Annotated in this window: 11 protein-coding genes; 10 read left to right on the top strand and 1 reads right to left on the bottom strand. The window is 26.2% G+C overall.

The genetic code is table 4. The features are described from left to right. The coding region (locus EI91_RS03275) for an FtsX-like permease family protein (RefSeq protein WP_036453040.1) at nucleotides 1–4068 on the top strand (4068 nt) is incomplete at its 5' end. After that, the gene (locus EI91_RS03270) at nucleotides 4068–5012 is read left to right on the top strand and encodes an ABC transporter ATP-binding protein (protein ID WP_084178004.1); all 945 of its coding nucleotides are present in this window, start codon (nucleotides 4068–4070) and stop codon (nucleotides 5010–5012) included. The genes EI91_RS03275 and EI91_RS03270, both read left to right, overlap by 1 nt. Nucleotides 5013–5346: 334 nt before the next feature. Here the strand turns inward: EI91_RS03270 and plsY are convergent, their stop codons facing one another. Next, nucleotides 5347–6021, bottom strand: a complete 675-nt coding sequence (gene plsY, locus EI91_RS03265) for a glycerol-3-phosphate 1-O-acyltransferase PlsY (RefSeq protein ID WP_245597295.1) — start codon at nucleotides 6019–6021, stop codon at nucleotides 5347–5349. A 52-nt stretch (nucleotides 6022–6073) separates the two neighbouring features. On the opposite strand from plsY, the gene def reads away from it, so the two are divergent. The 8 genes from def (at nucleotide 6074) to lepB (ending at nucleotide 13817) form a co-directional block, all read left to right on the top strand. Further along, nucleotides 6074–6637, top strand: a complete 564-nt coding sequence (gene def, locus EI91_RS03260) for a peptide deformylase (protein ID WP_036453031.1) — start codon at nucleotides 6074–6076, stop codon at nucleotides 6635–6637. Further along, nucleotides 6637–7827 carry a hypothetical protein gene (locus EI91_RS03255; protein WP_036453029.1) on the top strand — a complete coding sequence of 397 codons (1191 nt, stop codon included), beginning with the start codon at nucleotides 6637–6639 and terminating at the stop codon, nucleotides 7825–7827. The genes def and EI91_RS03255 overlap by 1 nt, the downstream gene beginning before the upstream one ends. Before the next feature lie 12 nt (nucleotides 7828–7839). Next, nucleotides 7840–8769, top strand: a complete 930-nt coding sequence (locus tag EI91_RS03250; protein WP_036453027.1) for an MSC_0882 family membrane protein — start codon at nucleotides 7840–7842, stop codon at nucleotides 8767–8769. A 3-nt stretch (nucleotides 8770–8772) separates the two neighbouring features. After that, nucleotides 8773–9333, top strand: a complete 561-nt coding sequence (locus tag EI91_RS03245; protein WP_036453026.1) for a DJ-1/PfpI family protein — start codon at nucleotides 8773–8775, stop codon at nucleotides 9331–9333. A gap of 136 nt (nucleotides 9334–9469) precedes the next feature. Continuing rightward, complete coding sequence (locus EI91_RS03240) at nucleotides 9470–9778, top strand: hypothetical protein (protein ID WP_036453023.1); 309 nt, start codon at nucleotides 9470–9472, stop codon at nucleotides 9776–9778. 90 nt (nucleotides 9779–9868) lie between these two features. Then, nucleotides 9869–11092, top strand: coding sequence for a hypothetical protein (locus tag EI91_RS03235; protein WP_036453021.1), 1224 nt, complete (start codon nucleotides 9869–9871; stop codon nucleotides 11090–11092). 12 nt (nucleotides 11093–11104) lie between these two features. Further along, on the top strand, nucleotides 11105–13360 hold the full coding sequence (locus EI91_RS03230) for an ABC transporter ATP-binding protein (protein ID WP_036453020.1): 2256 nt from the start codon (nucleotides 11105–11107) through the stop codon (nucleotides 13358–13360). Nucleotide 13361: 1 nt separating this feature from the next. Beyond that, complete coding sequence (lepB, locus tag EI91_RS03225; RefSeq protein ID WP_084178003.1) at nucleotides 13362–13817, top strand: signal peptidase I; 456 nt, start codon at nucleotides 13362–13364, stop codon at nucleotides 13815–13817. Nucleotides 13818–13871: the final 54 nt, after the last annotated feature.

Below are 13871 nucleotides of genomic sequence, written 5' to 3'. Positions count from 1 at the left end.
CCGATGGTAGCAAAAATCGAGTTTTTAAATTCATTAATTGCTTTAGCTAACAATCCTGAATTATTAAAAGAAGTTAATTCATTTGATTTAAGTGAAGCAAATAGCAAAAATATTGTTGCAGCTAGCGATTCTGGTTTCGGTGTCACTTATTCACTAGCTTATCCAGAAAAATTTAGTAATAGATTATTTACTGAACAAAATGCATCAAAAGCTCAAAATTTAGTTCATGATTGAATTAGCGATCATTTACAATTTTCAGATTTTATTAATGAAAATAAAGTAGAAATCACTAAGCTTTTTGCTTACATTGGAACTAGTCAGCTTTATAACAATTATGCTGGTAATGAAACAATTAGAGGGTACAAATTAAAATACAACAATTTATTATCTGTTGTTTTAGATAACTTAATTAATGGAATGCTTTCTGATTCTAATGTGCAAGAAGAAATCAAAATTTTAAACTATGTTTTAAATACCGAATTTAGCTTACCTGTTCTTAGCTCAATTGGAATTTCTGATGTGCTAATTAACCCATTATTAAGAAATAAAAATCCACAGCTACTTGTATGAATGCTTACTGATACAAATTCAATTGGAAAACTTGCTGAAGATAATTCCAACCTTAGTTACTTTTTAAATGAAAAGATTACTAACTTTTATACTTTATTTGAAGATGAAAAACAAGCATACAAATTATTAAGTCCTAAAAAAGATGATAAACCAGATAATATCGTAGTAGAAAAAGACAATATTTTATATGTAGCAATTGATAATGATTACATTGTGCAAATTCAAAAAGCAGTAGATAGCGATTTAGAAAAATATACTCCTTTTGGTTTAAATCTAATTGATATCATGATTAAAGGAATGAACTCAATTACAAGTGTCAGTTATTCTAGTTCGATTTTAAAATTTAATGAAATACCTTCATATTTTGCAAAAGTAAACTTTTCTTGATTACAAAAAAATAACAAGAAAATTTATACAGGAGCAATACCAAATAATCCAATCCAAATAACACAATTACTTAGTGATTTACCAAGTGAATATAAAGTAAACATTAGTGGTTCTGAATTTATCATTATTGGTGAAGACATTTCTTTTGACTATTTATATCCTGTAGTAGATGAAAACAATATTCAAGTCAACACTAAAAATCAAGCAATCATTTATGTAAATCAATATGGTTTTGATAGAATTAGACAATCATTTAGAGGGAATGTTGTTAAAGAGTATCTTACAGTAAAAGTGGCTGATAATACTCCGCAACTTGAACTCTTAGCTTTACAAAAAGAATTTGAAAATATTGTAATTAAATCTACAAATCAAAAAACTGGATTCAAAAGAGTTTATTTAGCAACAGAAATTGATCCAATTAATCCTGAAAGAGCAATGAGAATTTATACAACTCAAGGGATTGTTAAATCAGTTCGATTAGTTTCTTTAATTTTCTTAGTCATCTTATTATTCTTAGTTACAGTATCAATTATTTTTATTATTAAACGTTATATTTCTAATAAAAATAAAGTTATTGGTATTTTAGTTGCTCAAGGTTACTCACCTATGCAAATTGCTATTTCACTTACAACATTTGCTTTCTTTACTATCTTTTTAGGTGGTTTATTAGGTTACTTTGCAGGATTTTTAATGCATGGATTAGGAATCGGATTATTACAAGCTTACTGAACTATCCCAATTAAAACTCTCAATTTCTCAATTATTTCCTTAGTAGTAAATATTTTAGTTCCTTTAGTCGCTATGTCAATTTTAATTATTTTCATTGCTTTACATTCATTGAGATATAAAGCGATTGATTTAATGAGTGGAATAGTTGAACTTAACACTTCTGCAACGATGCAAAAAATTTCAAGCAAAATTAAAACTAAAAATGTTAAATCTAAGTTTTCATTTGCTTTATTATTTAACAGTACAGGTAAATTGCTTTCATTTGCTGTATCTGTTATATTAGCAAGTATTACAACAGTTTTTGCTTTTGGTACTTTTGGAGTTTTTGATCGTTCAATTAACTCTACATATCAAAATCGTCATTATACTTATAAATACGATTTAGCTTCACCAACTTCAGAAAATGGTCCTTTAAATCCATTTTATTTAACAAGAGAGCAGCTTAATAATTCTTTATATGTTCCTGTTGGAAATATTAAAGAAGCTAATTTATATCAAAATAGATACTTTGCTGCTGGGTATTCTCCTGCTTTTAATGATGATGAAAAAAATGGTAATCCAAGCATTTTTGACGGACATATAGTAACGCAATTCTCGGTTAATATCAAAATAGGTTCTTCAGTTTCTGTGGATCCTTGAGAATTAGTTTACAACTCATTGCCAGATACACAAAAATCAAGAATTATTAAAGTGCGTGATAAGGTTGGTTTTGCACTCCAATCTACTCAACCTGGACTTGTGTTTGAAAAAACTAAAGACGCAAATGGAAACGAAATAGATAGTAATTTAATTGATGGTAATAAAACAAAAGAAAATATTGATCACTTTTTCTATTACTTACCTAACTTCCAAAACACAATGGAAGGTAAGTTTTACTACTATGAATGAAATAATTTAAGTAATAAATTTGAACGTCAAACGATAGCAACAAATAATAAACGTGATGAATATCGTCAGTTCCTTGTTAACGCTTATGCAAAACTTTATGAGCAAAATGAAGAAAAACTTAAGAAGTTAGCAAATGCAAAAGATGATAAAGAAAAAGAACTTTATCAACCAACTTATGATTTCTTTGTTGGATTTAACTCAATTTATTACCATGATGCAGTTGACGAAGGGTTTACATACGTAGCAAGTAATTTAAATAACCAAAATATTAAGTTATATGGTTATAAATCTGACTCAACATTTGTTAAAGTTACTGATAAACTAAATAATAATTTATTAAACTCTATTGATGATGAGTTTACAAAAAATAATAAAGATTTAAGTAAACCAATTCCTGTGGTTATTAATAATGTTTCAAAAAGTATTTTTAACCTTAAAGAAGGTGATACATTTACAATTGATGTTAAAAACCATGTAAATCGATTTAAGGAACAAATAAATAAGGTAATTGATCCTGATTATCAAGTTCCAAATCACAGTTATACATTCAAAGTCATAGCGATTGCAGATACATATATTAATAATGAGTTTATTATTTCAAAAGAAATTGCTGATAAATTAACAGGTTTAGATACACTTGCAACTAGTCAAAGAGCGCCTGTGTTTAATGGAATTTTATCTAAAGATCATGAACCACAACAGTTAATCTGATCAACTGGTCTTTATTCAAATAGTGGATATAACCCATCAATTGACTCATTTAATACTGATGAAATGAGTAATGCTGATTTATCAGATATGTTTGATGCTATTTATGGCGGAAAATATATTGACATTTCATATCAAGATGGAAATATGATTAGTAAAGGTTACACACCAAGTCAAATTATTAAATGATTAAATCCTAATTTTGATTTAAGTGTTTCTGATAGTGAGTCAATCAAACGTGAGTATGAATTAGCAAAACAAAATGCAGCAGTTCATATTCAACAGTTTGCTAAAATCTATCATGATGACTTATATATTGCAACTGCATCATCAATTGATGCTAAGGAAATTGAAGTTGGATATACTAAGTCAATTGCAGCTACCGTGCAAATTATTATTACAATTATTTCAATAATTTGCTTCTTAGTTTCTGTAATTATTTTGGTTATTATTTCAACCATTTTAATTAATGAAAATGAAAAGAACATTGCTATTTGAAGTATTTTAGGATACAACAATCGTGAAAAAATTAAGATGTTCTTCGGAATTTACATACCATTTATTTTGGGAGCATTACTTATTGCTATTCCATTAGGAATTTGGTTCATGTTTATCTTTAGCTCATTCTTAACAGCTAGTGCAGCTATTGCTATTCCACTTAATATCACATTAATTACTATTTTATTAGTTGTACTAATTGTCTTTACTGTCTTTATTATTACTTCTATTATTAGTTGAAGAAATATTAATAAAATTAAAGCAGTAGACTTATTGAAAGGAAAATAATGAAATCAGATCAAAAAGACAAGCAAGAAGAAACTAAAGTGCAAGAACAAGAACAAGTTTTAACAAAAAATTCTGCTGACGTTAAAATCACTACTAAAAATGTTTTTGAAATTTTAAATGCTGATGGTGGTGCTAATCGGATTACCTTAGATCGTGCTGTTGTTAAAAAACTTCGTAAAGCTTCGAATAAAAAACGTGCAAAAGATGAACATAAAGATTTAAAAAACTCTGAAAATGCGATTATTGAAGTAAAAAACGTTTCAAAATATTATTTAGCTGGTAATGTTGCTACTAGGGTTTTAAAAGATGTTTCAGTAACCATTAACAGAGGTGAATTTGTTTTAATTTTTGGTAAGTCTGGTGGTGGTAAATCGACACTTTTAAACCTTATAAGTGGACTAGATCGCCCAAGTAATGGTGATGTAATTGTTTGTGATACTAATTTACCTTATTTAAGTGATTTACAATTAACTTTATTTAGAAGAGAACATGTTAGCTTTATTTTCCAAAACTATAACTTATTGCAAAATTTAACTGGTTATGATAATGTGGAAACAGGTTCTTATTTACAAAAAAATAAAGATAAAAAATTAAATATAAACGATTTATTTAAAGAATTTGACATGGAAGATGTGAAGAATAAGTTTCCATCACAAATGTCGGGAGGACAGCAACAACGTATTTCTATCTTAAGAGCATTAGCTAAAAATGCAGAAATTATTTTTGCTGACGAACCAACAGGTGCTCTTGATGAAAATACTTCACGTATAGTTCTTTCATATTTATGAGAAATTAATAAAAATTATGGCACAACAATTGTAATGGTTACTCACGACCCAACAATTGAAAAAATTGCTGATAAAGTTTTTTATGTTAAAAAAGGAAGAATTTCTGATATTAAAATCAATAACAATCCTACACATCCACAAAAACTCAAATTATAAAAAGAAATTGCTAGCTTACTAGCAATTTTTTTAAATTAATATATTATGCTACTACTTGGAAACATAGCTTGAACTTAAACGCATCAATAATTAATAGGTTTTAAAAAATAAAGTAATGAAAATAATAAGTCACCAAATTGTTATGTTAAAGTAAAAGAAACTATACTCTAAAATATAAATATCTTAAAGTATATTTAATTAGAAAATAATCAAAATTGTACAAGTAATTTAGACATAAAAAATACGAATAGCTCTATTTTTTAGTGCTATTCGTTTGATAACTCTTTAAAACTCCGAAACTAACAGATTATAAAAAATGCTAGCTACTAGATTATTATTTAGTTTTATTTTTTCTTTTTAAATTAATTTTACGTTCGGCACCCTTGAATAAACGAATTATATTTTGATAATGAGAACCAATTAAAAGAGCTGCTGAAAGAGTAAAAATAATAGTGTTAGATCAAAATGGAATATTTTTAGGTGTTAAGAAAGCTAGAGTGCTAGTGTTCATTCAAGGAATAGATACAAAAGCAATCATAAAAAAAGCTGTTAAGACACTTCCTAGTGAAACGTATCTAGAAATTAGTGTAATTGAAAAAAAGAAAAATGCAGCAATCGGAAATAAAATTGGATTAATAGCAATTAAAATTCCGATATTACATCCAACTCCTTTTCCTCCTTTAAACTTGAAAAAAATTGGAAAAATATGACCCAAAACACAACCAAGCCCTGCAAGTAGAGGAAACAGAAAATATTTTTCTTGCAAGGTACTAAAAGCTAGAAAACCAATCACTGATACAGCAATATAACCTTTTAATATATCTAAAATTAAAACGATTAAGCCAAATTTTTTTCCAAAAACTCTAGAAGAATTAGTAGCTCCCGCATTATTAGAATGAAACTGACGGACATCTTGTTTTTTTCATAGTTTTCCTAAAATAATTGATGTGTTTAAGGAACCAAAAAGATAACCTAAAATAAAAATGAAAAAATTAATCAAAAAGCTCATATATACTCCTAAATAATTATGGTAATATTTTTTATTTTATATAATAAATTATATGGAAGGAAATAAAAAATTTGATATAAATTTGGTGCTTTTACCTGATAAAGTGCTAAGAAAAAAATCACAGGACGTTCCACTACCTCTAACTGAAGAAGATATAGAGTTAGCTGAACGCATGATTTACCATATTGATGATTCGCAAAAACCAAATACTAAGTTTAGACCTGGTGTTGGTGTTGCTGCCGTACAATATGGAATTTTAAAAAATGTATTTTATGTTTTTGTTCAAAATGAAGACAAAAATGTAATTTTTAAAGACGTACTATTTAATCCAAAAGTAGTCTTTAAAAGTCAAACTAAGGTTGCTTTAGAGGAAGGAGAAGGTTGTCTTAGTGTTGGTGATGATATTCCAAATCAAGAAGGTTTTGTTCATCGTTCAGATCGCATTGTTGTTGATGCTTATAGCTATTATAATCGTCAATTTATGCGTTTTGATGTAAAAGGATATTTAGCTATTGTTTTCCAACATGAATTAGATCACTTAAATGGAAATTTATTCATTGATCGTATTAAGGTTAAAAATCCTTGACAAAAAAACAGTAAGGCAAAATACTTATAATGAATTCAGCTATAGATAGTGCAATTGAAAATCTAACAATTATTCAAAATTATGCAGATAAAATTGTTCCTTGAATAACAGTTGGAATTATCTTTATGTTCTTTTTTGGATTAATTATGGGATTTTTAGCGGGAAAAAGTTGAGTTATTACAAATATTGTATTTTTTGTTCTGATTTTAATACTATGTGTAATTTTCAGATTTGGTGCAGAATGATTAGGTAAAAGTATTATTGATATTGCCTTTTCAAGTGAATTTATAAATAAAGTCGGTCCAGACATACTAATTTCTTTTGCTGCACAAACAATACCTACATTTGTGCTTTGTTTCGCATTAATTTTTGTAATTATTGTGCAATTAATTTGAGGATTTATTTTAGTACTTGTCAGATTAATAGGAATTGTGAAATTTGTTAAGAAATTTCAAAACAAAAAATCATTACTTCTTAAAAGAGGTATTGCTTCAGGGATTTCAGGAATTTTAGGTGTTATTACTGTTAGTTCTATGGCTGCGCCTGTTGTGTATGCTGCCGAATCTACATCAACAACTAGATTTGTTAAAGCATCTGCATGGTTATCTTCTGGATCAACTGCAAAGGTTGCACCTGGTTTAACTAGAGAAATTATTATTATTTTAGAAAAAACTAAACAACATTCCAACTTGTTTGATAAGATTTCAAACAGAGGAATCACAAGTTTAGATAAATCAGAATTGCAAGATTTACGTAATTATGTCAGCGAAGTAGGTGATTTCTTGTTTAAAGAAGATAATGAAATTTCAAAAATGTTAATTACTGCTATTAGAAGCGCAGATATTGAAACTGAAATTAAAAATGTTTATAGTCAATTTTCAAATAATTCAGCAGAAGAATTTGAAAAAACAATCGAACATATTAATAATCAGTTTGAAAATTTATTGGTAGAAAATAACATTAATCCTGAAAGTCCAGATGCTTCTGAAAAAATCGCTGACTTAATTAACCAAAAATTAAAAACAGAAACTCAAGAAGGTCAATACTCAGAAACATACAATGAGTTTAAGAAAATAAGTAGTGAAATATTAACTAAATATCCTGATTTAAAAGAATTTGTAATTGAAATTTCTCAAAGAATTACAAATACACTTTTAAAACCAGAGAATGCAAAATTAGTTAATTCTGAATTAATCTACCAAAAAATAATTAGTAAATAAAACAGGAGGTTTATGAATAACTTTAGTCCCAGACAATCCGGTAATGATGATGTGAATTTAAAAACAACACAAGTTCCTTACGGAGTAAATGAAAAACAACCAGCCAGGGTCTATAATGATCCTAAAAAGCAAATTAACCCTTCTGCTTTTACAACTATTAAAAAAGAAAAAACAATTAAACTTATTAGTGCTCTTATGTGAATGACATTTTTTGTTGCTGCATTAGTTGCACTTGGTATCGTTCTTAGTGTTACTTTAAAAAAATCTAACCCAACAGAAGAATTAAAGAAAATAAATAGCGTGGGCTACTTTATTTTGATTGGTTTAGCAATGGTTGTTACCTTACCAATGACAGTGCTTAATTTCATTAAATTAAGTGCTTGAAGAAGAACAGAACAAAATTATAGACATAATTACACTACAGGAGATGCTTCTGCAGGTACTATGTTTGCTGATGTTTATAAATCAGTAACATTAAAAGGATTAAGAATTACATGAATTTTCTTATTCTTTTTAACATATTTTGGAATTTTTCTAATTATAGTAACAGCTTTATATTATAAAGGTGATACTATTTTAGGTACTAAACCATCCGACGGGAATGCTTCTAATTTTTACATTGAGATTAAATGACAAGAAGTTTTAAACAATGCATTTGCAGGCAAAACAGAACAATTTTTAATAATTAGCTTAATTTTTATACTAATTATTTCAGCTGTTTATGCTTTTGTAATGTTATACGATAAAAAAAGAACTTATGATTTAAAAGGTTACTTAGGAAATGATGCTGCTGCGGTAATTAATGCCGTTGCAGAAGCTAAGCGAAGTGAAAATAAAGCATGACTAAGAATGTATATTATTGTATTTATTCTTGTTGTATTGCTACCACTTGCAGTTTTTATCTATTTAGTATATAACCGTATTATTCGGAGAAAGAAGTAAAAAATGAAATTATTAGTGATTATTGAACCAAAATTTAATGATGTAGAATTAACAACAGTTTTATCATGTCTTAGAAAAGCCAGTCCAGATTTACAAATCGACTATTTTCACCCAGAACAAAGAGAGGTTTCAGGACAATATGATATTGTTAAAGTTGATAACCTTGTAAATGAAATTAATCTTGAAGAATATCATGCAGTCTTTGTTCCTGGTGGACAAGGAGCACAAACTTTAAGACAAAACAAAGTTTCTTTAGAAATTATTCAAAAAGCCAACATGTTACATAAATATATTTTTGCTATTTGTGATGCTCCAAACGTTTTACGTGAAGCAAACATTTTAGATGATAAAACACCATTTAGTGCATATCCAAGTGATTGAGCTAAAGATTTACAAGGTAAATACTATTTATCAAATTATGTTATTCACAGTACAAAAAATATTTATACAGCAAGATGTGCTGATGCATCAATGAAACTAGGATTAAAAATGGTTTCAGTATTATTAGGTAAAGATGCATTTAAAAATGCTTACTGTGGAATGACAGGACATTGTTCAAAATAATTTTAAAAACAGCCTAGCTTAGCTAGGCTTCTTTTTTTATTTATGAAAACATTTTTATATATGCCTAAAAAATAGTATAAAAAAATCTTGCTTTAACTTTAATTTCCATATAATAAGTTCGAAAGGATAAACCGAAATGAAAAAAATATTTTACGGTATTTTAATCGTAATCTTACTAGGAGGCAGTGGGTTAATAACATATGAAGTAGTTAAAAATAAATCTAGCAACGATAATTATTTAGTATTAGACAGTCAAAAAATATATGAACCTTTAAGTTATAAAACAATAACGGATTATAAAAAAGAAGATTTGTATTTTCAATTACAAAAAAATTACAGTTTTCTAACTGAAACTTTTGTTGATTATTCATTAGTTAGAGATTTAGACTTAATAAGTGGATTTTCTTTTCTGCTATCTAAACAAAATTCTCTAGATCTTGAATAACAAGAAATAAAGAATGATTTTATTCAGAAATTTGTTCCAAAAAATTTAGATAATTATGATTTATACGAATTTCCTAATGTTATTTATTTAATGTCTACTGTAAAACCAGAAATTTATACTGATCAAATAGAAAAATATTTAGATTATTACTATGATTCAGGTTTAGGTATTTTTACAGAAAATCAAAAAAATCCTTATTTTGCTGATTATAGAATTACAGCAGAAATTTTTTATGCTTTAAAAAATATTGGATTAAAAACACTTTTGAATAAATATAGAAATGACAATAAATTACTTGATCTTTTTAAAAAGTATTATCTTAGCACGGATGAATTAGAAGTAGACACTGCTTTTTATTTATTGTCTTTAGTAGTAGACGAACAAATTAAAAAGAGTTTTACTAGAGAAATAGAAGGTTGAAAACCTAAAATACTAAGTTTTTTTAGTCAAGAAAAGTTCGATCAATCAATTCTTCAGTGATACCCAAGCGAAACCAAATTTTTAATTTTTATAAAAAACGTTTTTGAAAACTTAAATTTAGAAATTACAGAGATTGAATATTTTTTAAAACAAAAATTAAATTTAAAAAACCTTAATGATATTAATTTAAAAAATTTAATTGAAGCGAACTATTTAGCAAAATATAATGCAGAATTTTGAAATACTTTTTCTGATAAAAGAGATTTTTATAACAAATTCATAATTAATTCAAAAGTATTTCATAAGCAAAATAACCAATTTTTATTTTATGCTTCACTTTTTGACAATGTTAAGTTAGATTTTATAAGGAAATCAATAACTAATTCAGTTGCAGATTCTTTAAATTTAAGTGATCAATACACTTTTAGAAATATTAAATATATATTAAAAACTGGTTTTTATAACAAAAAATATAGAAGTAAAGAACTTTATGAGAAAGTTTTTAAATATATGAAGGATATTGACGATCAAAAATTAGTTTTATTTTCAAATGTAGCAAAATTAGACTACTTTGTATCAATGTTTTACTTAAAAAAATTAGCTCCAGATTTCGAAATGCAAATTAATCAAAACGTTTTGAATTCAACTTTAAAGGAATTTGAAAATTTTAAGTATTTTTTTGATATTGAAACACTAATAAATTTAGTTGATTACTATAAATTTAACAATAAAGAAATTCCTAATTGATTATTAAGAAAAATTAATTTTAGCAAAAAGAGTGATGATTTAAATTTAAAAAATTTAACTATTAATTCTTCATATTTTCAAAGTATAAATAACCCAAAAAACATTATGGATTTTTATTACTTTCAATTACTTACAAAGGAGAAATAAAAAAGAATTTTAATGAGATTATTAGTAAAAAAATTATCCAAAAAAGTTAAAAATCAAAATATTTTAAGTAATTTGGATTTAGAATGAGAAATAGATAAGGGACTATTTTTTATTACCGGACCATCAGGTATTGGGAAAACAACTTTTTTAAATTTAATAAGCGGATTAGATAAGGAATATGAAGGTGAGATTGTATGAGAGAATAATCTAAGAAAAGAAACTCCGCAAGATTTAATTAAGCAAAATAAAATTGGTTTTGTTTTTCAAGATTTTAATTTATTTAATGATTTATCAGCTTACAATAATATATCTGTTTCACACAATATTTTAGGAAAAAGCTTTGAGAAAGACAGGTTTAAAAGAGAAAAAGAATATTTTAAGCTTGGTGATGAAATTTCAGATAGAAAGGCAAAAAATCTGTCTGGTGGCGAAAAACAAAGACTTGCAATTTTAAGAGCTTTAAGCCATGAAAATACCGAAATTTTAATTTGTGATGAACCTACTGGAAATTTAGATTCTGATAATAAAAAACTTATTTTTGATTTATTAAAAGAAATAAGCAAAGAAAAAATAGTGTTTGTTATTTCGCATGACCAGGAAGCCGCTCTTAAATACCATGATTATTTATTTAATTTTGAAACAAAAGAGTTAAAAATCAGTGAAAATTTAGATCGAAATACTACACAAGAAAAAGCAACTAAAGCTCTTGAACAAGATAAAAGCAAGTTTATTCATAAATTAAAACCTGTTTTAAAATTTGTTTTATCTGATTTTAAGAAAAAAATCTGACAGTTCTTTTTAACTATATTTCTTCTTGGATTTTCTAGTAGTTTAGTTGCTAACGCGTACAATATTTATACAGCAAACGCAATAAAAAATCAACAAAATGCTTTAGAAGCTAATATTGACAACATCCATATTGATTCATCTTATTTATTTGATAATCAGGTTGATTCTAATTTTTTAATAACCGACAGTAGAATAAATCAAATTCAAAGCATACTAAAAGACAAAGAAGTTGATTTAGTACCTCAATATCAAGAAGTTTTAAGTGTTCTTGTCATTAACCCAACTTTAAGAAAAATTGAAATTAATCCTAGATTTGAATTAATTAATGATAATGAATTTTGAAAAAGTAGACTTAAAAAATATAAGATTGAAGGTAATGCTAATTTAAATGAAAATCAAATCATTTTAGGACAAGATCTTGCTGAAAAATTACGAATTAGCTTAGAAAACCCAACTGATTTATGAATTACCGCAAATCCTCATGCTGATATTTCTAAAGTTACTAAATTTAAAGTTGTTGGAATTAACCGAACAAATATTTTAGGACAAAAAGAAAGCTTGAGTTTTATATTAACAAATGATTGGTTAAAAATTATTCAAGAAAAAGAAAATAAATTAAGACCTAATGATGATGGATCTTATTCAATTGAAGCTGAATGAAATTTTAGACCTTTTAACGGAGAAAACGCTATCAAAAACTCTAATTCAGAAAATTTAAGCTATGAAGCTAAAAATGATTATAAAGATCTGCAAGTTTCACTTAATCAAGTTAGCTTCGAAAAAAGAAATTTAAGTTTAGATAAGAATTATTTATTTTCTATCAAGACAAGCGTAGATGATTTTGAAATGGTTGCGAAAGTAACTATTGATAACTTTTTAGCAGATGATGTCATTGGAATTAGCTCTCAGCTATGAAATTCTTTAAATTCTGCAACCTTTGTAAAAGGTTTCAAACTATATTTAAAAGACTATGAAAAAATACCTGAATATGAAGAGCTTTTAAAGACAAAATTGCCGGACTTAAAAGTAAATTCATATGCTGAGTCAGTTACTGCTCTTTTACTCTTAAATCAAGCTGGAACAATTTATACAATTAATATTTTAACAATTGCAATTGGAATTATTAGTTTACTTTTTGTTATCATTTTTGCCAAAACTTTAACGGATAGTAAGAAAAAAGAAATTGGTTTATTAAAAGTTTTAGGAACAAAATTATCTTGAAATTTAATTTATCATTACATGACATTTTTTACAATCAGCTTAATTAGTTTACTGGTGGGTCTGGCTTTATATTACCCTGTATTTTTAGTGTTTTCAAACTTTATAGATAATTTAGATATTATTAGTAACAGTTTACTTTTAAATTTAACAAATGTGGTTTGAATTTGATTTGTTATTTTAATCATTTCTTCATTCATTTATTTACTTGTATCTATAAAAAACTATAATAAAAATACTGCTAAGCTACTAAGAAATTAAAATGACAAAATCAAATAAAAAGATTTTTTATTCTTTTTCTATTATTTTTATTATATTGATTGCTTTCCTAATTATTTGATTTACAAGTTTTTCTATAGTTAAAGTAGAAGGAGATTCTATGTCTCCTGACCTTTTAAATAAATCTAGTCATTTAGTTACTAAATGATTTTCTTTAAGAAATAATCAAATTGTAGTCGCTAATTTTGAGGACAAATTGATTGTAAAAAAGATTTTAGCTTTACCCGGAGACACAATTCAATGACAAAATGGAATAATATCAGTTAATGATGTAGATATTTCTAGTCAGTTCCATGGTGATATGAACAATTTTAGTTTAAATATTACTATACCTAATGACAAAATCTTTTTAATGGGAACTAATTTAGATAACAGCACAGATTCAAGACGTTTTGGATTATTAAACATTTCTGATGTAAAATATCTTTTAATTACTTAATTTTGAATTTTGAAAAACTCTCTACTTAATAGAGAGTTTTTCTATTCAATAGAT

Origin of the sequence: Mycoplasma buteonis, assembly GCF_000733865.1 — a bacterium.
Lineage (GTDB): Bacteria > Bacillota_I > Bacilli_A > Mycoplasmatales > Metamycoplasmataceae > Mycoplasmopsis > Mycoplasmopsis buteonis.
Note: the sequence above shows the minus strand (reverse complement) of the source record. Positions and strands in the feature narration are given on the sequence as shown.